This is a genomic window from Bacillus sp. CCB-MMP212, from assembly GCF_022748145.1.
Classification (GTDB): Bacteria; Bacillota; Bacilli; order Bacillales; family Bacillaceae_G; genus Bacillus_A; species Bacillus_A cereus.
On sequence record NZ_JALDQE010000003.1, the window covers coordinates 588,638 to 608,445 of the forward strand.

Below are 19,808 nucleotides of genomic sequence, written 5' to 3' on the forward strand. Positions count from 1 at the left end.
TAATGGAATAAGAAGGGTGCATTAAAAGTATCTGTTAAGGTGTCCAGAGAAGATTAGGAAACCGAAACATACAACGTGGAACGTAATTACAATCGCAAGGATGCGTGTGAATTTATTGTTGGGCCAAAACTTATGCTTCTTGTTTTTTCGTTCGAAAATATCGAATAAAATAAACAGTGCGGCATGATATAGACCATAAATAACATACTGCGCAACAGCGCTTCCTTGGATATGCCAAATTCCCATAATGAAAAAGTTTAAAAATGCACCGATATACGAAATTGTGTAACGGTTCTTAATTAACTTTTTCTTCGTTGCAAAAAAGACGAAACGCATGTAAATAAAATCACGGAACCAGAATGATAAACTCATGTGCCAGCGGTTCCAGAAGTCTTTAATATTACGACTAAGGAATGGCTTATTAAAGTTTTCTGGCGTTTTAATTCCCATCATATAACTTACACCAATTACAAAAGAGCTATAACCAGCAAAATCAAAGAATAGATATAAGCTATAGCTATACATGTAAATCATATTTGAAAAGATTGTATCGTGTTGAGCGAATGCTGGATCCATACAATATTGCTTTATTAAGTAAGCAATAATAAATTTATACAAGAAACCTTGGAAAATACGATTTAGTCCTGTATATAGTAAATTTTGATATTCTTCAGCGCTAGGTGGCTTTTGAATATCTTTTTGGAATCTTCGGTAACGATCGATAGGTCCTGTTGAAATCGCAGGGAAGAATAAAACGAATTCCCAGAAGTTAAAGAAAGAAAGCTCTTTAATTAAACCATCACGAACTTCAAATACCATTTGAACTGCTCTGAATGTTACGTAAGATATACCTAGAAAAACAACAAGTTTTAACTCAGGTAATAACGATGCAAATGGTGCGATTTTTGCCAAAATAAGAGGCAAAATCGATAAAATAACAGCTATGCAAAATGTGAATGTACTATTATTTTGTTTTCTTAAAATTAAATAGCCTTTAATAAGGACATATTGCCAAATAATAAATGCAGCTAACATCATTGCTTGCTTTGGTTTATCTGAGAAGATAATAGCAAGCATGACTAATGTTAAAACGGCATTATATTTACGCAACATTTTACCTTTTAATCCAGCTATGATAGTAGGTATTAATAAAATGCCCACTATAGCGAAAAAATAAAATGATCCATATGCGGTCATGCTGTAACCTCACTCAATAATTTTTTGCGATCTACCTTTCCATTTGGTGTCATTGGAATAGAAGATTGATACATGAATTTACGTGGAATCATGTAGTTTGGTAATCGCTCATTGAGTTCTTTTTTGATTGCAGATGTTAATTTGAATTCTTTTTCAAACGAATGTTCTCCAGGAACAACAACCGCTAATAAATAATCGTATTTCTCACCTTTTTTAATTGGAACGATAACTGCACCTTCTACGTAAGAACACGCACGAAGGTGATGCTCAATTTCTTCTAATTCCATTCGATAACCATGCAGCTTAATTTGGAAATCAAGACGACCATTATAGAATAGAAGACCATTTTCAACATAGCCAGCATCGCCTGTTTTATAGGCGCGCTCACCGTCAATCATAGTAAATGCTTTTTCTGTTAATTCAGGGCTTCCTAAATATCCAACGCTTACGCTTGGACCGACAATTACGATTTCGCCTTTTTCACCATCAGGTGCAATCGTACCATCTTCTTTCATAATAAGAAGGCGACAGTCTGATTTACAGTAGCCAACTGGAAGTGATTTGTATTGATCAAGTACTTCTTCTGTCACGTGAATACCTGTTACAGCGACAGTAGCTTCTGTTGGACCGTACGTATTCATAATTGTTGCATTTGGGAAACGCTCAATTAATTTTCTAGCTACTTCATTTGGTAACACTTCACCGCAGAATAAGAATGTTTTCATGTTTGGTAGCATATTCTCAGAGAAAGATGCTTCCATTAAACACATCTCTGCGAAAGAAGGTGTGGAAGTCCATACTTGTATATCCGATTGCTCTAAAGAAGCAAACAAGTCTTTTGGACGCGCAATCATATCTTTATCGATTGCCCAAAGCGTACCACCTGTTACTAATGATGGGTAAATATCCATAACAGATAAATCGAATGAGAAAGGTGCTTGGTTTAAGAATACTTGCCCTGTTTGTAAGTTGAAATCTTCTACAGCCCATTTTGTAAAGCTAACAAGGCAGTTATAAGTAATCTGAACCCCTTTCGGATTACCTGTGCTTCCTGATGTGTAAATAATGTAGAAGTTCTCATCACCTTTTACCGCATGTTCAGGATTTGGAGTGTTCCCTTTATGAGTAAAGAAAATATCTTTTAAGTTGTCTTCACTTACGATGCGAACTGGTAAATCAGTTACAGTTACTGCTGTTGCCGATAAAAGTAATTTCGCACCAGAATTTTCAGCAATACGTTGTACACGATCAGCTGGGATAGATAAATCTACAGGAATGTAAGCATGTCCAGCTTTTACACATCCTAAAAAGTTAATAATCATTTCAGGTTGCATATGGCCATACACCATAATTGGTGAACGATCGTCTGGATACTCAGAAGAAATCCAATGTGCTAACGCATCAGAATCTTCCTTTAATTGTTTGTACGTAATTTTCGCATCTCGCCAAACAAAAGCGGTTTGATCAGGCGTTTCTGCAGCCCACTTTTCAATTTGTTCTAATAACTTCATAACGTTCCCACCCTAGAATTCATTGTAAATAAATGTACTTGTGTTTGTATCATGGAATCCATACAACCAAAGTAATGCAAATAAAATTGCAAGATAATAAACCGTCTTTGCAACCCATTGTGTGAGTGGTCGAGACCATATCTCTTTTAATCTTTCCATGTCTTTCCCTCTCTTAATGAAATAATAGCTCTTTGTAGGTATCATGTCCTACATTATTGTGAAAAAAACAAAATCCCACATTTTAGGTAAAAATAAGTCAAAAGGCTCTTTTCTGATATTAGCACTAAATACTAAAAAAGAAAATCCCTAACTTAGCAATTATATTACATTCAGCATGAATTTGTAATGGGTTTGACATGTAAATAGAAAGTGGATTGTGTGAATACATAAAAGTGGACTATAAGAATACGTAAAAATGCAGTATTTGTTTTTATTAATCATTTAAGACGGAGTAAAATTTTAAATTTCTAGTTCTTTTGAAAAGGAGGAAATTATCATGAATAGAGTGTGGAAGAGTCTAATTTCGGAAGAAAATATCGTGAAATGGAGAAGGCATTTTCATAAGTATCCGGAATTATCATTTCATGAAAAAGAAACTTCGCAATTTATATATGATACATTATGCTCATTTTCTTCTTTTGAAGTAACGAGACCGACGAAGTATAGTGTACTAGCAATCAAAAGGGGGGTGAAGCAAGGGAAAGTAATTGCGATTCGAGCTGATATAGATGCTTTGCCAATTCAAGAGGAGACAAGTAAATCTTATACATCTGTGAATAAAGGAATGATGCATGCATGTGGGCACGATGCTCACGCAGCTATATTATTAAGTACTGCAGAGGTGCTTAATAATATGAAGGAAGAGTTTGTAGGAGAAATTCGTCTATTCTTTCAGCATGCAGAAGAAGTATACCCTGGTGGTGGACAAGAAATGGTCGAGGCGGGTGTTATGGACGGTGTTGATTATGTAATAGGTTTACATGTTATGTCTGGCTTGGAAAGTGGGAATGTAGGAATTGTATATGGACCGATGATGGCAGCACCAGACGTATTTACAGTTGAGATCCAAGGCAAAGGAGGGCATGCGGCGCGGCCAGAAGAAACGATAGATCCTATCGCTATCGGAGCGCAGATTATTACAAATCTACAACATATCGTATCTAGAAATACAAGTGCTTTCATGCAAAGAGTCCTTTCAGTTACGCAGTTTCATGGGGGAGTGGCTGACAATATTATTCCTAGTACAGCAACTTTAATGGGAACTGTTCGTTCATTTAATCAAGCATTGAGGGTGGAAGCAGAAGGGAAAATCGAAAAAATTGTGAAAGGAATTACAGAAGCACATGGAGGATCGTATACATATACGTATCGATATGGATATGATCCGGTTATTAATGATGAATATATTACGAAAATAGTAGAAGAAAGTGCACTACATTTGTTTGGGAATGAGCGTGTTGTGAAGCTTGAACCTTCTATGGGTGGGGAAGATTTTTCAGCATATTTAAGAAAAGCGCCCGGTTGTTTCATTAAATTAGGAACAGGTAATGAAAATATATATACTTGTTATCCACATCATCATCCGAAATTTGACGTGGATGAATCAGCATTAATTTGTGGAGTGGAGCTATTCTTAGAGACTACTATAAGATTACTAAAATCATAGAAAAACAAAAAAAGGCAACTGCGCTCTATCGCAGTTGCTTTTATTTCTTTCCGTCAGAGAGGGCTGAGAAAGAACTATGCTCATTTATAGTATATGAATAGCTAACGGACAAGCTTGTACATTTTAATCATTTTTTTAAAAATAGTTGTTGACATTGATAATCAATGTCAATTAATCTAAATATAGTTGAAATTGATAATTATTATCAATAGGATGGATGCGACATGTTAATGAGAAAAAAATTTCACCTTCTACGGAGGGGATTAAAAGATAAAAATAAAGATGTTGATCAGCATATGGAATGGCAACGAAATGTAATTCGGTCTGAATATGTAGATGAGAAGAAGAGCATTCAAACAGAAAAAGAGATACAAAGTAAAGGGAGAGGTTCAGTTGAGTAAGTTAGTAATGATTTTTGCAAGTATGAGTGGAAATACAGAGGAAATGGCTGACCATATTGCCGGCGTAATTCGTGAAACAGAAAATGAAATTGAAGTTATTGATATTATGGATTCACCAGAAGCTTCTATATTGGAACAGTATGATGGAATTATTTTAGGTGCATACACATGGGGAGATGGTGATCTTCCTGATGATTTCTTAGATTTTTATGATGCAATGGATTCTATTGATTTAACTGGGAAAAAAGCGGCAGTATTCGGATCATGTGATTCGGCTTATCCGAAATACGGAGTGGCGGTTGATATTTTAATAGAAAAGCTACAAGAGCGAGGAGCAGCAGTTGTGTTAGAAGGACTAAAAGTAGAATTAACGCCAGAAGATGAAGATGTAGAAAAATGTTTACAGTTTGGAGCTGAATTTGTAAAACACCTTTCTTAATGGCAGAAGGGAGCTGAAGAGCAAGTGCATGAGAAAATCTCAATCAAAACGATGACAGATTATCATTTGTATGATTTTATGCGGTGTCCGCATAAATTTTATTTTCGTCATATAAAAAGAAGAGAACCTTCTTCATTTGAATGGCAACAAATAGCGCAAATGATTGTGAATCAAATTATTAACGAGTATTACACGCTACCTGCGGGTCAACAAACGAAAATTGTACTTTTAATATTAATAGAAAAGTATTGGAAAAAAGTAAGGATTAATATGTTTGCTTCGAAGACGGAGTACTATATTGTATTAGCGAAGCTAACGGATCACTTATTACAGTTTGTTGAAAGGGATGATAGTCAGACACCACCATTGTTTTTATACGAGAAGTTTCAAACATATATGGAAGAGTTAGGTGTCCACATGTCATTGACATTTGAAGTTGGTGAGTGGAATGCTGAGTCGTTTGTAATTAAAAAGTATGTTGTCGATGCGGATGAGGAAATGCTTGCTCTTTGTCAGAAGCTAATGACAGTATTCAGTTATAAAGCTTTCGGCGTTCTTCCAGGAAAAATTGAAGTTATTAATTTAATAGAAGGAACTAAGTATGAGTACATTCCGAAACAGGAAGATATTATAACTGGAATGGCTGATTTATCTAGAATGAAAGAAATGTTACAGCAACCTGAGCACTATACAGAGCGTCATTTTCGTTCTGAGTGTATAAGTTGTGCGTTTCGTAGTGAATGCCAAGGGGAAGAAGTAAAGAAAGAAGCGAAACAGAAGAAAAATATAGTTCATTAAAGGATGCAACTTTGCATCCTTTTTTGTTATTGACATGAAAAGCTTTTCATCATTTACGGTATATTTGTAGCAGATTTTAATAAAGTGAAACTTTAATCAGTGGGGGTCAATCGGGCTACCGGCAAATAGCGGGATAAAGGGAGGAATAATCAATGAAAGATGAAACGAAAGTATTTCAATGGTTAAAAGAACAAAATGCTCCTTTTGAAATTCAACTGCAAATCTTACAGGCATTTCAATTGTATAAAGTTATTGTTGAAATGGATAAAAAGTTAATGATGTATGAGGAGAGAGTATATAGGGAGAGAATGTAATCTCATCCCTGTAATATCGTTTTTAGTTGTTCTGTACTTGTAATGAATTCGAGTTCATTCTCTGATTCAAAGTTATAAATAATATTATGTAGTAAAGGACTATATTGATAAAAGGTAGTAATGCGGTGAATGAGTAATGGATCATGATGAGAAATAAGTGTACTGTACTGTTCATATACAGATGTAGTAAACTCATGTCCGAAATCATAATATAGTCCTGCAAAATCAAAAGCAGGATCGCCAATTTGCGCATCACCAAAATCGATAACACCTGAAATGCGTTTGTTCTGCTTGTTAAATAAAATGTGATGATGTGTAAAATCAGCGTGAATGATTGTATTTTGAAATTTAGATGTAGCTAGACAGGCAAAGAAATTCTCGAATAAACGATTTAAGGCTGATTTCTGGAACGAAGTAAGATTGTTAGTAACATACTGATTTAATTTAGTTTGTAGCTCTTTCCAGTAGGTAAGTGTTTTTTCAATAGAGAATCCTAACGCTGTAACACTTTTTAGAGGAATACTATGTAGAGCAGCAAGGAAAGTTGCTAATTGTGTAATAAGTGCTTTTCGTTCTTGTTTTTCTAGTGTAGTAACTATTTCTGTTTTTAAAGGTTTACCATGAATGAGAGTATAGTAACTACAAAGCGGAATAGCATCAGTCTCCTTTTTATAGAATAGGTGATACTTTGGAACTTTAATTTCATGTAGTGAACAAGAGAGAAGTGTGCATAGTTCTTTTTCTAACGGAATTCGAATTGCATATTCCTGTTTTCGCGGGAAACGAAACAGTAGCTCATCATTTACTATAATTGCTACATTATCCCAACCTTCTTCATTTTGTTTATATGAATGTATAGAAAGATTAGGCAAAGCTTCTTTTATATAATGTTTGTAAGAGTCCATAATTGTTCCTCGTTTCTGAGTTAAGTTATTCACACTTTATGATATCAGAATTTTCTTTCTATATGTTAAAATATAGCTATCATTATGAAGAAGGGCGGGAGTATTACGAAAAAAAGACTGTTAATCATTTCTCTATGTATCGCTTTTGTATTGTTTTGGTCATATAAAGAGGAGGTTTTTGCTACCTTTAAACCGATTGATCAGTACGAGTTAAATAAGGAATTAAAGAACAAAAGTATAGAAAATTTAACTCATAATGAAATGAAAAAGGTAGGAGAGCATTTTGTGACCGAGCAACTATCCGTGTTTGAGTTTAATAATAAAGAAGATGTGAAACGAAAAGGTGAAGAACTATTTTTAAATAGAGGGTATGAACAATTAATAGAAAATTATTATCCCAATCGTTTTCAAGATTTAGAGTATAAATTTACAAACGAGGAGATACGTGAAGAGACAGATGAGAGTTTTCTCTATCAAGCTGTAGCGTACGTTGCGGGTACTGAAAATGGTAAGAGAAGCGAAATGAAATTGAATTATGAAGTGAAAATTGTAAAGGTTAATAATATATTTATGGTGCTAGAACAAAAGCAGCGCGTACAATAAAGGAAATTCATTGCTCAATAGATCATTTGGGGGTGTACTACTTAATGCGGAATAAAAAGGCCCTCAAGGAATCAAGGACCTTTAAAGATTTTCATTTTGTTGACCAAGTTCTTTTTGAGCAATATATAAATTTCCTTGCTCCACTTGTTTAAGTGTATGAACAGAATCGCCTGCATATCCTTTTTGTGTTTTAACAGTTCTTTTGGAACGATTGGAATTTTGTTTCTTCATATAATAGGCCACCTTTCATCAAAAATAAACGAAAATGATAAGTATGAGTAATACAGCGGCGAAAATGGTAATGCCCATTAAAAACGAAGTGTTTTTATATTTAGGTGGCTTATGTACATCTTGCCGATATCCAGGTGAAATTTCAGGGGCAAATTCTTCATCGAATGATTGCTTTTTTTCTTTGTCGTCCATATGTACCCACCTTTCTTTTTCATTATATTATACGTTACAAGAAAAAATATGCATAAAGAAAACAGCCGCTTTATTATTAGCGGCTGTTTTGTGTTGTATATTTTCGTTGTACTTGAAAGAGACGGATAAGGAGGAAGGCAGCGCCAAATGCTAGACCGATAATAAGACCGATCCAATAACCTTTTGCGGCCCATTCTGTATATGTTGCTAATATGTAACCTAGTGGTAGACCTATTATCCAATAAGCAATTAAAGTCATAATTAGAGCAACATTTACATCTTTATACCCACGCAGAGCTCCTTGTACAGGGGTTGCAATTGCATCTGAAATTTGAAATAAAATCGCAAAGATAAGAAATTCTTTTGCTAAATGATGAACTTTTGCATCTGTCGTATAAATAGAAGCAATTTGATTATCAAAGAAGTAGAGAAGAATTGAATATAATAAAGCAAAGGCAAGGGCTAATCCAATTCCAATCAGTCCGTATTGTTTTGCATTATCGTAACGTTTTGCTCCAACTTCGAATCCGACTGCAATAGTCATTGCCATTGCTAAACTTAGCGGAGTCATATATAACAAGGAAGCAAAGTTCATAGCTGCTTGGTGAGCTGCAATAGTTGTCGTACTAAAATTACTCATCATGAGCGTTACCGCAGCGAAAATACTCGTTTCAAAAAAGATAGCAAATCCGATAGGAACGCCAAGCTTTAAGAATGTTGTCCAACTCGAAAGAGAAGGGCGATATAATTGTTTGAAAATGTTGAAAGAGGCAAAAGGCTCTTTCGTCTGAATAATAATGACTGTAATAATTAAAATGCACCAATATGTTGCAGTGGAAGCAATTGCTGCTCCGACACCACCAAGCTTTGGGAAACCGAAGTTACCAAAAATTAATAGGTAATTTAATATTACGTTAATTGGTAATGATAGTAATGTAATAATCATCGTTGTGCGAGTTTTTCCTAATGCATCAATAAATCCACGTAAAACAGTGTAAGTGAATAAAGGTATAATTCCTATTGCGATAATACTTAAAAATTGAGCTGCAATTCGTTCCACAGGTTCTTCTAAGCGCATGCCGTTTAAAATAGGTGAAACGATGAAGAAACCGATGAGGATAACAACGAAGCTAGCACAAATTGCTAAATAAACTGCTTGTATGACAACGTGGGGAACGTCCTTTTTTTTCTTGGATCCGACGAGTTGTGCAACAATGGGAGTAGTAGCCATTAAAATTCCTGTTAATCCCGTACTAACTGGAAGCCATATACTTGTTCCAATTGCAACACCTGCTAAATCAGTTGGACTTGCATGTCCTGACATTGTTGTATCAAAAAAACTCATCGCAAATAATGACATTTGCGTTACGAAAATCGGAAAAAATAGTAATACAAATTGCTTTAACTTTTGTGAAAATGAAGTAGTTTCTTTCATAAAATCCCCTTTCCATATAAAAAAACAAACTCTTACTATCATACAATTTAATCAAAGATTAGAAAAGAAATACGCGCCTACAACATATGAAACCAATAAAAAAAGGATGCACTTTGAAAAGGGATAAGGTATTATGATAAGGTGTGAAAAAATTACATATTATTTGTTATTAAGGAGGCACTACTTGTGGCTGATTGGTTAATTGGTTTAATCATGGGTGCTGTTGAAGGGTTAACAGAGTTTCTACCAGTATCATCAACAGGACATATGATTTTAACAGGACATTTAATTGGATTTGACGATGAGAGAGCGAAAGTTTTTGAAGTTGTTATCCAATTGGGATCGATTTTAGCAGTTGTTGTTATATTTTGGAAGCGTCTATGGTCGTTAGTTGGAATAGGTAAAGTAACAGACGGACCATCGTTAAATTTATTACATATTATTATCGGGATGATTCCTGCCGGGATACTTGGCGTATTATTCCATAGCACTATTAAAGAGGTTTTATTTGGTCCAGGACCAGTTGTTATTAGCTTAGTAGCCGGTGGTATTTTAATGATTGTTGCTGAGAAGTTTTCAAAACCAAGTACAGCAAGAACGTTAGATGAAATCACATATAAACAGGCATTTACAATTGGAATGTTTCAATGTTTAGCTCTTTGGCCAGGATTCTCTCGTTCTGGTTCTACAATCAGTGGTGGTTTATTAGCTCGCGTGTCGCATACAGCGGCAGCTGAATATACGTTCATTTTAGCGGTACCGATGATGGTAGCTGCAAGTGGATTAGATTTAATTAAAAGCTGGGATGTATTAAGCTCAGCAGATATAACGCTATTTGTAACAGGATTTGTAACTGCATTCGTTGTTGCGATGCTTGCAATTGTTTCATTCTTGAAATTATTATCTCGTGTGAAATTAACACCGTTCGCTTATTATCGTTTCATTTTAGCTGCGGTATTCTATTTCTTCATTATGTAATAAAAAAACCTGCCGAGCTCGGCAGGTTTTTTATTTTACTATTTTTTCCACCATATTTTCCATTACATGCTCCCAAAGAGAAGTATCATCAGCTAATGTAGCACGGAAATTAGCATACATTTCTTTTTGTTTTTCTTCGAATGTTGGATCTTCTTTTTCAGGTAATGTAGCGCGCATTGAAGTTACTAATTCTTGTACTTTTGGAGCGCGTGGTCCAAAGACGGCTTGTTCATTTCCATCTTTATCAATGAAAATAAAGATTGGAATCGCACGTGCTGTTCCATTTGTTAAATATTGATCCATTAATTCTAAGTTTTCGTCGCGAATTAATAAACTCATTTCAATATTTGCAACTTCAGAAATTCGTTTCATAACAGGTACGCATAAAAGAGCATCGCCACACCAATCAGCAGTTAATACGATAACACGCCAGCCGTCATTTTGACGTTCTTCTAATACAGGAAGTAATTCATTTGGAATTAAAAAGTTATTGTAAATGTGTAGTAGCTCGTATTGGTTTACTTGCATTTCATTCACATATGTATCAAAGGACATACCTTTATCAGCCCATTGTTGTAAGTTCATAATTAACACCTCTTTAGTAAGATTTGCTTTCATTGTACCAATTTTTATATAGAAAAGCTTGTATTCTTACTCTTTCTCGTCACTTAATAATTTATTTAAGAGGAAAAAGAATAGTACGACACATAATTCAGCTATGTTGGACATTTGTACGCTTTCTATCCAATCATCAGCAGTATGAATGACGAACCAATCTAGTGTAATTTCAATGAATGAGAAAAGAGTAATAGAAATCCAATTTGGCATGTTTTGTGTTAGTGGATATAGCAGCGCTTTGAAGAAACTGAAGATGAAAAATGTAATACTGTCTAAGAAAGTGATTAATAAAAAAAAGAGAAGTAACGCAGTACGTGAACTATACTCTATACCTGTAATTTGAAAGATTCCTACATATACAAAAAATATAAATGCAAAAATTATAATGAGAAAAAGAGCGATAATACTAATGATAATCGTTTTATCTTTTAGGCTGAGATTTGAGAATTTCTCCTCCTCATGCATTAAAATACCCCCTTTTTCTGGAAGTTAACTTCATTTTATCATGAAATACATATTAAAAAACTACGAATTATGGGAAAATAAGGTGACAAAAAGTAAGATTTCATGTAAAATTATTAATAAGGTTTTTATTTAACTAAATGAAATAAAAGGAGCTGTCAAAGTTGTCTCAAAATCGAGAGCAATTAATGGAAGAACTATCGACAAATGTGTTTGCTATGTTTCGCACATTGCGTAATGATATCGGAAAAATATTCGGTGGTTACATACCGTGGAATGAATTCATCGTCCTGAGAATATTAAATCGTACGAATAAAGAAATGGTATCGCGTGTAGCAAATGAATTAAATGTGTCGAATAGTCATATTACAGCTGTTACAGAAAAATTAATTAATAAAGGTTTTGTAACTCGTTCACGTTCTACATCAGATCGCCGAGTTGTGTATTTAGAGATTACAGAACAAGGGAAAGATTTAGTTGCGAAAATGGAAGATGCGAAAAAACAATATTTACAAGAAAGATTCTCTACACTTTCAGAAGATGAAATGAATGTAATGATTTCGATTTCCAAAAAACTTATTTAAGTGATTATAAACAAGAAAACGCTTACGTGATGAAAGAGAAGATCTTCCTTATATATGGAAGGTCTTCTTTCGTGTGTAATAGATGTTAAAAAATAAAATGTGTATGAAAAAAGATAGAGCGCCATACTACTAATACAAGGAAGGGAGGGAGAAATATGACGAATCGTAACGGTAGTAAAGGGAGCGGTAATCAAGGATCACCAAAGTCCGGCCAGCTTAATCAGGAATTTAGCACTGAATTTGAAACTGGTAATGATAATAAAGGGAAAGAATATCGTTCTAAAAAAGGGAGTAAATCAAAAAAGGAGTGAATATATTCACTCCTTTTTTGATTTACGATGCTGCCGATTGATCAGTATTATATTTTTCTTCTGATTTTGCGACAATCATTGCGCAAATTGCATCCCCAGAAATGTTTACAGCTGTTCTAGACATATCTAGAATACGGTCAATACCGATAATTAAAGCGATACCTTCTACTGGTAGATTTACTTGATTTAAAACCATTGTAAGCATTACAAGTCCAACACCTGGTACACCAGCAGTACCGATACTAGCTAGTACAGCAGTTAATACGACCATAGCTAATTGCGGTAATGTAAGTTCAACTCCGTATACTTGAGCGATAAATACAGTTGCCACCCCTTGCATAATGGCAGTACCATCCATATTAATAGTTGCCCCTAGTGGTTGTACAAATGAGCTTATCGCTTTTGGAACGCCAAGCTTATCTTGTGCTGTTTTCATTGCAAATGGAAGCGATGCATTAGAGCTAGATGTACTAAATCCAATTGCCATTACTGGTCCGAAATGTTTAAAGAAACGAACAATACTTTCTTTTGCTAATACCTTTAATAAGCCACCATATACAAAGACCCCGTGAATAATGAGTACTAACATAACGACAATCATATACTTGAACATCGCAGCGACGCCTGCAAGCCCCATTTTACCAACGGATGAAGCGAGCAAACCGAATGTTCCAATTGGGGCTAATTTCATAACGAGATTAACGAGATACATCATTAATTCGTTGCCCTGTTCAAGTAATGAATGGATACCTTGAACTCGTTTTCCTAAAATAGCTATACCGAGTCCAATCAATACGGCAAAGGCAATGATTTGTAACATGTTTCCGTCAGCCATCGCTTTTGCTGGGTTATCTGGTACGATATTTAGCAATGTGTCGACGAAAGATGTTTCAGTTTTTGCACCTTCATACTTAAGACCTTCTGTTTTAAAATTACCGCCAGCTCCTGGTTTTATAATAAGTGCAAATGTAACCGCTATAGAGATGGCAACCGCAGTTGTTACGAGAAAGAATGAAATTGATTTTAAACCGATTCTTCCAAGTTGTTTCGGATCTCCAAGGCCGGCAGCACCAAGTACGATAGAAATGAATACAACAGGAACAACTAGCATTTTAATAAGTCGAATAAACAATTGACCAATTGGGTTGAACACATATTGATTTAGTGGCTCAAAGATAGATGGAGCGGCTAAATTTAGAGTGAGTCCAACAACTAGACCTAGAAATAATGCGATTAAGATTGCTTTTGTTTGTTTCAATAAAATCCCCCTTTTGTTTTTGCGAAATTCCTTCCTAAAGTAATTATACCGAAAAAATACCTAATTTGACAATATTTTCTGAATTTTTAGGTTTTTATTTAAGTACAGATAGATTGATTTTGTGTTTGGAAAATAAAAGAGACCATCACATAGGATGGTCAAGGGAAGGGGACAATTTATGTCAATTTAATTAGGGATGGAAGTTGCTTTAAGACACTGGGGAATGTCTTATAAATTAGGGAGGAACAACTTCGATACATATACTATAAAAGATAGGTGTGACTCTCATGTGAACATAGGGTGAAAGAGAGAGGGAGTTTTAAATAAAAGATAGAAAGACAAAAAAATAAGACCATCATTTATAAGATGGTCAAGGAAGGGGACAATTTATGTCAATTTAATTAGGGATGGAAGCTGTTCAAAGACACTGGGGAATGTCTTATAAATTAGGGAGGAACAACTTCGATACATATACTATAAAAGGTAGATGTGACCTCTGTGTGAACATCGAGTGAAAGAGAGAGGAAGTTTTAAATAAAAGATAGAAAGACAAAAAAATAAGACCATCACATAAGATGGTCAAGGGAAGGGGACAATTTATGTCAATTTAATTAGGGATGGAAGCTATTCAAAGACACTGGGGAATGTCTTATAAATTAGGGAGGAACAGCTTCGATATATATACTATAAAAGGTGAATGTGACCTCTATGTGAACATAGAGTGAAAGATATGGGGATTTGAAAAATAGTACATATGAAATTGTTATTGCTAGCAATATTGAGTTAGGATATATAGTTTTCCAGCATAAAAGAAAAAGAAGTCTGAATATAAATAAAAGTTGTAATCTATGAAAAAAAGGATTATGCTCAACTATATTATAAGAATATAAGGTTTGTCCCAATTCTTTAAGGGCTTTTAAAAAGCTTTTTATTTATGAGGGGAAAGCTTCACTTTAATAAGGGAGTTAGTGATATGGAAGTAACAAAAAAACAAGGGCTGTATAATCGTCTTATACGATTAAACCCACCACAAATATTAGCGTTAGGTTTTTTCTGCTTAATTGTGGTTGGCGGTTTGTTATTAAAGTTACCATTCGCAACGAAAGCACATATTAGTTGGGTAGATGCTTTCTTTACAGCAACGTCAGCAGCGACCGTAACTGGTTTGGGAGTAGTGGATACAGCAAGTACATTTACGATGTTTGGCGAAATTGTTATTATGTTTTTAATTCAAACAGGTGGTCTAGGTCTTATGACAATTGCCATTTTAATTGTTTGGGTATTAGGCAAAAAAATCGGATTACGCCATCGTTTATTAATTGGAGAAGCGTTTAATCAAACAAATATAGGTGGTCTTGTAAAATTAGTAAAGCGTGTCTTTATATTTTCGATTTGTATTGAGCTTATTGGGGTCATCTTTTTATCGTTTCGCTTTATTCCAGAGTTTGGTTTTGGAAAAGGTTTATACTATAGTATTTTTCATGTAATTGCATCTTATAATAATGCAGGCTTTGCTTTATGGCCAGATAATTTAACAAGATATGTAGGAGATCCCATTATTAATATTGGGATTTGCTCTTTAATTGTAATAGGTGGACTCGGTTTTACCGTATTAATTGATATATGGTATAGTCGCAGTTTTCGAAAATTATCACTTCACTCAAAAATAATGATTATTGGAACAGTAGTGCTAAATGTTATAGCAATGATTGTAATTTTTGTATTGGAATATAATAATGTGAAGACGTTAGGGAATTTATCTTTAAATGAAAAACTATGGGCTTCCTTCTTTCAAGGTATTACCCCGCGGACAGCTGGATTTAATACGGTTGACTATGGAGGTATGGAAGAATCATCTATATTATTTACGATGATTTTAATGTTTATTGGTGCAGGAAGTGTATCAACAGGTGGAGGAATTAAATTAACAACGTTTGTTATCTTAATTACATCTGTCCTTTCTTTCTTTAGAAAAAAGGAGGAAATTGTTTTATTTCAGCGTACAATTAAAATGTCGACAGTAACGAGGGCCTTAGCGATTGCTGTTGCCAGTCAAATACTTATTTTTGCAGCGGTATTTATATTAATGCTTACAGAAAACTTCAGCTTTATTCAATTATTATTTGAGACAATATCAGCGTTTGGTACAGTCGGATTAACGATGGGAATTACTGCAAAGCTATCGGCATTCGGAAAATGTATTATTATGTTTGTTATGTTCTGCGGATTAATTGGACCATTAACACTTGTGTTCTCTTTAGCGCGACCAGCAAAACAAAAAATAAAATATCCATCGGAAGATGTGTTTACAGGATAAGGTATCCCGCGTTAAGCGAGATACCTTTTTCTTTTTTAGAAAAGGGAGAACAATAAACCAATAAGTGCTACTCGGAATAAAATTGCGATAAGTGCAGCAATCCCACCGACAACTGCAGCGATACCGCCAGTTACAGTAGCTCCGCGATTATAAGCGTAAATACCGAGTAAAACAGAAACAAGACCAAATAGTGTTGGGAATGTAAATAGCGATAAGATAGATAGCGCAAGAGCGATAAAACCAGCAGTTGATCCAGCAGCGGACGATTTTACAACATCTTTATCGTCTTTATCATCGTAATCATAATCAATGCGTTGTGGTGCAACCTCAGCGGCATACTCTTCTTTATAGTCACTATAATCACTATCTATTCTATCTCTTCTTTTATAATCATCAAATTTCTCAGTCAAAGTCATGGCTCCTTTCATAACAAGGTTCAATAGTAGTATGTATCTCTTTTTCTTTTTTATCCCGCATTAACGGGCAGTAATATCTATTAAAAGGAGGAAAATGTTTTCTTGAAATAGGAAAAGTTAGTATGACTTCCTCTATTTTGGAAAGTATAAAAAGGAATAATGAGGAAAGGGTGCAATACATAATGGAACATCCAATTGAAAATTTAATGAAAACGGCAATGACAAATTTAAAAGAGATGGTAGATGTAAATACAATTGTTGGGAGCCCGGTTTCAACAGCTGACGGAAATGTTGTATTAACAGTATCTCAAGTGGCTTTTGGTTTTGGAGCTGGTGGAAGTGATTTTAAAGGGGGGTTCATTACTGAAAAACATAACGGTGGGCAAAATCAGCATAAAGAGAACAAGCAAGGGCATCCATTTGGAGGAGGAAGCGGGGCTGGGGTTTCTATTAGTCCAGTAGCTTTTTTAGTAGTTGGTTCTAATGGGGTGCAAGTATTACATCTCAACAGCAGTACACATTTAATTGAAAAGGCTTTAAGTACTGTACCAAGCACTGTAGATAAATTTGTGAATGGTCGTCAAAAGTGAACTTGCATTTTTTAGGAATTATGATATATTAGAAAAAGTGCGCTTTAGGATGATCGGAATAATTGAAATGTAAATATATATGATGTGTGGAATAAGGGAGAGGAATTTATGATTAATATCAAAAACTTAGTAGTTGGCTTATTTATGTTAGTAAGCGGCTTTGTTGTATATGTAATAAAAGAAAAAGCTCCATTCTAAAACAGACAAACCGTTAATGTCTGTTTTTAATTTGCGGAAAAATATTGACAAGCTATTGTATTGGTGTTAGAATTTTAATTCGTGTCTCGGTTACAGCTAGTGTAAAGTAAATATCTCTTATGAATGCAATACGAAAAGTTTGCGAAAGATCGGGTAATTTTATCAACAACTTTTGTGAACAAACCCTATAAATTGTATTTGTAAGCTATATATGTATACTAGTGAATCAAGGAGCGGTCAGTGGAACCGTAATGATGAGAGAGAGGTAGGGCTTTCATCCAGTATATGTTACTTTCCCGTTAGGTGAATATAAAAAAGAGGACTCCTTTTAAAAGGAGTCCTCTTTCATTTTTTAAGTGCGACTTTCAACTTGTTGACAAATTTCATCCGTTGTTAAACCGTGAGCTGTAATGACTGATCCTTTAATTGATGCATCTGCAATGCCCATCACATTAGAATCTTGCCCAGTTACAACGCAACAATCACACCCTTGTGCATCCTGTTCTGAGTTAAGTGTAACAACTTCATGACCTTGTTGCTGAAGAGCTTGTTGAACGTCTGTTAATGAGTTTTCAACGCCAATTCTAGCCATAATTCTCACCTCCTACCATCTAATTGCTAGTATGCTCAAGTTCACTGCATTTATGAAAAGACGGTAGGAAGTAAATCTTTGTTTAGTCGTTATATACGCCAGTAAGCATTTGACTAACGAATTGATCGTTTAATGTATCTTGGGCAGAAGAAGTATTTGAATGGATGTCGATTGAAGCAATAAAATGATTATGTTCTTGCGTATTTGGTTCTACCTCTACGTAATTATCGAATTTACAAAAACCTTTCGTATCCATTAGATCAAATAATCGCAGCATTTCTACTACCTCTTGTCTCGTTCCTTTAATTTGTACACACGCCATATTTATTTCCTCCTTCATTTTGACAAATTGTTTTTTAAAAATAGGATTATGATTACGAAATGAAAAATATGAATGTTATTTTTAGACAGCGCTATTTTTGTTATTTCCCCCCTTTTTCAGCAAAAGTCGTTATATATTCCCGGATTTATAAAATCGGACGTCCGTTTATTGAATACAATAGATTCGTATCAATTGATGAAAATCCTTCTTTTAAACAAATATTTTTTTTAGTGGAAATTGGCGAAAAAAATTTTTTGACTTTTTGTAAACGTTAACAATGTTGTTAAATCAATATAAGTAAAGAAGTACGTACGATTAAAAATTATAAATTTTCTAAAAATTCACTTGATTTATTTAGAAAGGAGAGTAAACTAGGAAACAATAAAAAATTCATAGAACATAGGAGGCGCTTCTAGTGAATGAGCAATGGATTTTCTTAAATGGAGAATTTGTTCCAAAAGATGAGGCAAAAGTTTCAGTATATGATCATGGCTATTTATATGGCGATGGAGTGTTTGAAGGAATTAGAGTTTATAGCGGTAATGTTTTCCGTTTGAGAGAGCATCTTGTCCGGTTGTATGAATCAGCAAAATCAATCCTTTTAGAAATTCCATATTCATTAGATGAAGTAACAAATATTGTTGTTGAGACGATTCGACAAAATAAATTATCTAATGGATACATTCGCCTTGTTGTATCAAGAGGAGCAGGAAATCTTGGATTGGATCCCGATTCATGTAAGAAGCCGAATGTAGTAGTAATTGCAGAACAATTATCTTTATTCCCACAAGAATATTATGAGAAAGGGATTCCAGTTGTAACAGTTGCAACGCGCCGAAATCGTCCCGATGTTTTATCCCCTCAAGTAAAATCTTTAAATTACTTAAACAATATTTTAGTTCGTATTGAAGCGAAATTAGCTGGAGTACAAGAAGCACTTATGTTAAATGATCAAGGATATGTAGCTGAAGGCTCAGGAGATAACGTGTTTATTGTTAAAGGAAATAAATTAATTACACCACCAAGTTCTGCTGGAGCGTTAGAAGGTATTACACGAAACGCCATTTTAGAAATCGGCGAAAAACTTGGATATGACGTAAGAGAAGAGTTATTTACAAGACATGATGTATATGTAGCTGATGAAGTGTTTTTAACAGGAACAGCTGCTGAAGTTATTGCTGTTACGACAGTAGATGGTAGAACGATTGGCTTAGGGCAAACAGGTCCACATACGAACCGTTTATTAGAAGAGTTTCGTAAGTTAGTTGTAGAAGATGGAGAGAAAATTTACGAAGAAAATAAAGTTGGATAACAACTTTTTTAACATAAGAAAGCGTTGATAGGGAGGAGTAGTTGATTGTGAAGCCTCACAGAGAGTCGGTGGTTGCTGAAAACCGATGGTTCACGTCGACGAACATCGCCCTTGAGTGCTAAGCTAAAGCATTTGTCTAGGCTTAGACGGTAGCTCCG

The 19,808-nt window shown here is 34.6% G+C and carries 27 protein-coding genes and 1 other annotated feature (1 of these 28 cut by a window edge); of the genes, 14 read left to right on the top strand and 13 right to left on the bottom strand.

Annotation, left to right across the window (positions count from 1 at the left end; translation table 11 throughout):
- Window positions 1-21 precede the first annotated feature (21 nt).
- From dltB to MRP26_RS11470, 3 genes are read right to left on the bottom strand one after another with little or no spacing between them, the layout of a single operon-like run.
- Window positions 22-1,197: a D-alanyl-lipoteichoic acid biosynthesis protein DltB gene (gene dltB / locus MRP26_RS11460; RefSeq protein ID WP_089170677.1), complete on the bottom strand. Its 1,176-nt coding sequence runs from the start codon at window positions 1,195-1,197 to the stop codon at window positions 22-24.
- Window positions 1,194-2,708 (bottom strand): D-alanine--poly(phosphoribitol) ligase subunit DltA, encoded by a 1,515-nt coding sequence (dltA, locus tag MRP26_RS11465; protein ID WP_053564928.1) that lies wholly within the window; start codon window positions 2,706-2,708, stop codon window positions 1,194-1,196. Before dltA ends, dltB begins: the two co-directional genes overlap by 4 nt.
- Window positions 2,709-2,720: 12 nt before the next feature.
- Window positions 2,721-2,867, bottom strand: a complete 147-nt coding sequence (locus MRP26_RS11470; protein ID WP_000440293.1) for a teichoic acid D-Ala incorporation-associated protein DltX — start codon at window positions 2,865-2,867, stop codon at window positions 2,721-2,723.
- Window positions 2,868-3,204: 337 nt separating this feature from the next.
- Between MRP26_RS11470 and MRP26_RS11475 the strand changes: the two genes are divergently transcribed.
- The 5 genes from MRP26_RS11475 (at window position 3,205) to MRP26_RS11495 (ending at window position 6,326) form a co-directional block, all read left to right on the top strand.
- The gene (locus MRP26_RS11475) at window positions 3,205-4,374 is read left to right on the top strand and encodes an amidohydrolase (RefSeq protein ID WP_053564927.1); all 1,170 of its coding nucleotides are present in this window, start codon (window positions 3,205-3,207) and stop codon (window positions 4,372-4,374) included.
- Between the two features lie 224 nt (window positions 4,375-4,598).
- A complete protein-coding gene (locus MRP26_RS11480) occupies window positions 4,599-4,775 on the top strand; it encodes a hypothetical protein (protein WP_000929009.1) in 177 nt (58 codons plus the stop codon).
- Entirely contained in the window at window positions 4,768-5,214 is a 447-nt protein-coding gene (locus MRP26_RS11485) for a flavodoxin (protein ID WP_000041153.1), read from the top strand. Before MRP26_RS11480 ends, MRP26_RS11485 begins: the two co-directional genes overlap by 8 nt.
- A 24-nt stretch (window positions 5,215-5,238) precedes the next feature.
- Window positions 5,239-6,012: a hypothetical protein gene (locus MRP26_RS11490; protein ID WP_000544579.1), complete on the top strand. Its 774-nt coding sequence runs from the start codon at window positions 5,239-5,241 to the stop codon at window positions 6,010-6,012.
- 152 nt (window positions 6,013-6,164) lie between these two features.
- The gene (locus MRP26_RS11495; protein WP_000651086.1) at window positions 6,165-6,326 is read left to right on the top strand and encodes a hypothetical protein; all 162 of its coding nucleotides are present in this window, start codon (window positions 6,165-6,167) and stop codon (window positions 6,324-6,326) included.
- Window positions 6,327-6,328: 2 nt separating this feature from the next.
- Here MRP26_RS11495 and MRP26_RS11500 read toward each other — a convergent pair whose 3' ends face one another.
- Window positions 6,329-7,231, bottom strand: coding sequence for an aminoglycoside phosphotransferase family protein (locus tag MRP26_RS11500; RefSeq protein WP_242806162.1), 903 nt, complete (start codon window positions 7,229-7,231; stop codon window positions 6,329-6,331).
- Window positions 7,232-7,315: 84 nt separating this feature from the next.
- On the opposite strand from MRP26_RS11500, the gene MRP26_RS11505 reads away from it, so the two are divergent.
- On the top strand, window positions 7,316-7,834 hold the full coding sequence (locus MRP26_RS11505) for a hypothetical protein (protein WP_029441798.1): 519 nt from the start codon (window positions 7,316-7,318) through the stop codon (window positions 7,832-7,834).
- Between the two features lie 81 nt (window positions 7,835-7,915).
- Here the strand turns inward: MRP26_RS11505 and MRP26_RS11510 are convergent, their stop codons facing one another.
- From MRP26_RS11510 to MRP26_RS11520, 3 genes are all read right to left on the bottom strand, one after another.
- Window positions 7,916-8,065, bottom strand: a complete 150-nt coding sequence (locus MRP26_RS11510; protein WP_000744623.1) for a hypothetical protein — start codon at window positions 8,063-8,065, stop codon at window positions 7,916-7,918.
- A gap of 18 nt (window positions 8,066-8,083) precedes the next feature.
- Entirely contained in the window at window positions 8,084-8,257 is a 174-nt protein-coding gene (locus tag MRP26_RS11515; protein ID WP_000341062.1) for a hypothetical protein, read from the bottom strand.
- 76 nt (window positions 8,258-8,333) lie between these two features.
- Window positions 8,334-9,692 (bottom strand): MATE family efflux transporter, encoded by a 1,359-nt coding sequence (locus tag MRP26_RS11520; RefSeq protein ID WP_098672300.1) that lies wholly within the window; start codon window positions 9,690-9,692, stop codon window positions 8,334-8,336.
- A gap of 186 nt (window positions 9,693-9,878) precedes the next feature.
- Between MRP26_RS11520 and uppP the strand changes: the two genes are divergently transcribed.
- Window positions 9,879-10,670, top strand: a complete 792-nt coding sequence (gene uppP, locus MRP26_RS11525) for a bacitracin resistance undecaprenyl-diphosphatase (RefSeq protein WP_000796253.1) — start codon at window positions 9,879-9,881, stop codon at window positions 10,668-10,670.
- A 30-nt stretch (window positions 10,671-10,700) separates the two neighbouring features.
- Here uppP and MRP26_RS11530 read toward each other — a convergent pair whose 3' ends face one another.
- The gene (locus tag MRP26_RS11530) at window positions 10,701-11,288 is read right to left on the bottom strand and encodes a thioredoxin family protein (protein WP_002040836.1); all 588 of its coding nucleotides are present in this window, start codon (window positions 11,286-11,288) and stop codon (window positions 10,701-10,703) included.
- 33 nt (window positions 11,289-11,321) lie between these two features.
- On the bottom strand, window positions 11,322-11,753 hold the full coding sequence (locus MRP26_RS11535) for a YrvL family regulatory protein (RefSeq protein WP_000544072.1): 432 nt from the start codon (window positions 11,751-11,753) through the stop codon (window positions 11,322-11,324).
- Between the two features lie 161 nt (window positions 11,754-11,914).
- Between MRP26_RS11535 and MRP26_RS11540 the strand changes: the two genes are divergently transcribed.
- Both MRP26_RS11540 and MRP26_RS11545 read left to right on the top strand, forming a co-directional pair.
- A complete protein-coding gene (locus MRP26_RS11540) occupies window positions 11,915-12,334 on the top strand; it encodes a MarR family winged helix-turn-helix transcriptional regulator (RefSeq protein ID WP_000081434.1) in 420 nt (139 codons plus the stop codon).
- Between the two features lie 155 nt (window positions 12,335-12,489).
- Window positions 12,490-12,645: an imidazoleglycerol-phosphate dehydratase gene (locus tag MRP26_RS11545; RefSeq protein WP_242806163.1), complete on the top strand. Its 156-nt coding sequence runs from the start codon at window positions 12,490-12,492 to the stop codon at window positions 12,643-12,645.
- Window positions 12,646-12,667: 22 nt separating this feature from the next.
- Here MRP26_RS11545 and MRP26_RS11550 read toward each other — a convergent pair whose 3' ends face one another.
- Window positions 12,668-13,903 carry a dicarboxylate/amino acid:cation symporter gene (locus MRP26_RS11550; RefSeq protein WP_000814809.1) on the bottom strand — a complete coding sequence of 412 codons (1,236 nt, stop codon included), beginning with the start codon at window positions 13,901-13,903 and terminating at the stop codon, window positions 12,668-12,670.
- A gap of 973 nt (window positions 13,904-14,876) precedes the next feature.
- Here MRP26_RS11550 and MRP26_RS11555 point away from each other — a divergent pair.
- The gene (locus MRP26_RS11555; protein ID WP_000454115.1) at window positions 14,877-16,220 is read left to right on the top strand and encodes a TrkH family potassium uptake protein; all 1,344 of its coding nucleotides are present in this window, start codon (window positions 14,877-14,879) and stop codon (window positions 16,218-16,220) included.
- Window positions 16,221-16,255: 35 nt separating this feature from the next.
- Here MRP26_RS11555 and MRP26_RS11560 read toward each other — a convergent pair whose 3' ends face one another.
- The gene (locus MRP26_RS11560) at window positions 16,256-16,630 is read right to left on the bottom strand and encodes a hypothetical protein (protein ID WP_000136546.1); all 375 of its coding nucleotides are present in this window, start codon (window positions 16,628-16,630) and stop codon (window positions 16,256-16,258) included.
- Window positions 16,631-16,758: 128 nt separating this feature from the next.
- Here MRP26_RS11560 and ytfJ point away from each other — a divergent pair, with 128 nt between their 5' ends.
- Window positions 16,759-17,226 (top strand): GerW family sporulation protein, encoded by a 468-nt coding sequence (ytfJ, locus tag MRP26_RS11565; RefSeq protein WP_069355290.1) that lies wholly within the window; start codon window positions 16,759-16,761, stop codon window positions 17,224-17,226.
- 108 nt (window positions 17,227-17,334) lie between these two features.
- Window positions 17,335-17,424, top strand: a complete 90-nt coding sequence (locus tag MRP26_RS11570) for a hypothetical protein (RefSeq protein WP_000608227.1) — start codon at window positions 17,335-17,337, stop codon at window positions 17,422-17,424.
- A gap of 352 nt (window positions 17,425-17,776) precedes the next feature.
- Here MRP26_RS11570 and MRP26_RS11575 read toward each other — a convergent pair whose 3' ends face one another.
- Together MRP26_RS11575 and MRP26_RS11580 are read right to left on the bottom strand one after the other, a co-directional pair.
- Window positions 17,777-18,016, bottom strand: coding sequence for a YkuS family protein (locus tag MRP26_RS11575; protein ID WP_000101021.1), 240 nt, complete (start codon window positions 18,014-18,016; stop codon window positions 17,777-17,779).
- 82 nt (window positions 18,017-18,098) lie between these two features.
- On the bottom strand, window positions 18,099-18,338 hold the full coding sequence (locus MRP26_RS11580) for a DUF3911 family protein (protein ID WP_242806164.1): 240 nt from the start codon (window positions 18,336-18,338) through the stop codon (window positions 18,099-18,101).
- 59 nt (window positions 18,339-18,397) lie between these two features.
- Between MRP26_RS11580 and MRP26_RS30905 the strand changes: the two genes are divergently transcribed.
- The gene (locus tag MRP26_RS30905; protein WP_340784436.1) at window positions 18,398-18,613 is read left to right on the top strand and encodes a hypothetical protein; all 216 of its coding nucleotides are present in this window, start codon (window positions 18,398-18,400) and stop codon (window positions 18,611-18,613) included.
- Between the two features lie 140 nt (window positions 18,614-18,753).
- Window positions 18,754-19,650 (top strand): branched-chain-amino-acid transaminase, encoded by an 897-nt coding sequence (ilvE, locus tag MRP26_RS11585; protein ID WP_001005486.1) that lies wholly within the window; start codon window positions 18,754-18,756, stop codon window positions 19,648-19,650.
- A gap of 15 nt (window positions 19,651-19,665) precedes the next feature.
- Window positions 19,666-19,808, top strand: a binding site (T-box leader); it runs 85 nt beyond the window's last position.

What these genes read in the sequence shown, in the direction of transcription:
- MRP26_RS11530 (WP_002040836.1), bottom strand. Translation starts at nt 11,288, where the DNA reads ATGAAAGCAAATCTTACTAAAGAGGTGTTAATTATGAACTTACAACAA.
- MRP26_RS11520 (WP_098672300.1), bottom strand. Translation starts at nt 9,692, where the DNA reads ATGAAAGAAACTACTTCATTTTCACAAAAGTTAAAGCAATTTGTATTA.
- MRP26_RS11570 (WP_000608227.1), top strand. Translation starts at nt 17,335, where the DNA reads ATGATTAATATCAAAAACTTAGTAGTTGGCTTATTTATGTTAGTAAGC.
- MRP26_RS11545 (WP_242806163.1), top strand. Translation starts at nt 12,490, where the DNA reads ATGACGAATCGTAACGGTAGTAAAGGGAGCGGTAATCAAGGATCACCA.
- MRP26_RS11480 (WP_000929009.1), top strand. Translation starts at nt 4,599, where the DNA reads ATGTTAATGAGAAAAAAATTTCACCTTCTACGGAGGGGATTAAAAGAT.
- MRP26_RS11555 (WP_000454115.1), top strand. Translation starts at nt 14,877, where the DNA reads ATGGAAGTAACAAAAAAACAAGGGCTGTATAATCGTCTTATACGATTA.
- MRP26_RS11510 (WP_000744623.1), bottom strand. Translation starts at nt 8,065, where the DNA reads ATGAAGAAACAAAATTCCAATCGTTCCAAAAGAACTGTTAAAACACAA.
- MRP26_RS11495 (WP_000651086.1), top strand. Translation starts at nt 6,165, where the DNA reads ATGAAAGATGAAACGAAAGTATTTCAATGGTTAAAAGAACAAAATGCT.
- MRP26_RS11535 (WP_000544072.1), bottom strand. Translation starts at nt 11,753, where the DNA reads ATGCATGAGGAGGAGAAATTCTCAAATCTCAGCCTAAAAGATAAAACG.
- MRP26_RS11515 (WP_000341062.1), bottom strand. Translation starts at nt 8,257, where the DNA reads ATGGACGACAAAGAAAAAAAGCAATCATTCGATGAAGAATTTGCCCCT.
- dltB (WP_089170677.1), bottom strand. Translation starts at nt 1,197, where the DNA reads ATGACCGCATATGGATCATTTTATTTTTTCGCTATAGTGGGCATTTTA.
- MRP26_RS11580 (WP_242806164.1), bottom strand. Translation starts at nt 18,338, where the DNA reads ATGGCGTGTGTACAAATTAAAGGAACGAGACAAGAGGTAGTAGAAATG.
- MRP26_RS11500 (WP_242806162.1), bottom strand. Translation starts at nt 7,231, where the DNA reads ATGGACTCTTACAAACATTATATAAAAGAAGCTTTGCCTAATCTTTCT.
- MRP26_RS11505 (WP_029441798.1), top strand. Translation starts at nt 7,316, where the DNA reads ATGAAGAAGGGCGGGAGTATTACGAAAAAAAGACTGTTAATCATTTCT.
- ytfJ (WP_069355290.1), top strand. Translation starts at nt 16,759, where the DNA reads ATGACTTCCTCTATTTTGGAAAGTATAAAAAGGAATAATGAGGAAAGG.
- MRP26_RS30905 (WP_340784436.1), top strand. Translation starts at nt 18,398, where the DNA reads ATGAAAAATATGAATGTTATTTTTAGACAGCGCTATTTTTGTTATTTC.
- MRP26_RS11470 (WP_000440293.1), bottom strand. Translation starts at nt 2,867, where the DNA reads ATGGAAAGATTAAAAGAGATATGGTCTCGACCACTCACACAATGGGTT.
- MRP26_RS11475 (WP_053564927.1), top strand. Translation starts at nt 3,205, where the DNA reads ATGAATAGAGTGTGGAAGAGTCTAATTTCGGAAGAAAATATCGTGAAA.
- dltA (WP_053564928.1), bottom strand. Translation starts at nt 2,708, where the DNA reads ATGAAGTTATTAGAACAAATTGAAAAGTGGGCTGCAGAAACGCCTGAT.
- MRP26_RS11575 (WP_000101021.1), bottom strand. Translation starts at nt 18,016, where the DNA reads ATGGCTAGAATTGGCGTTGAAAACTCATTAACAGACGTTCAACAAGCT.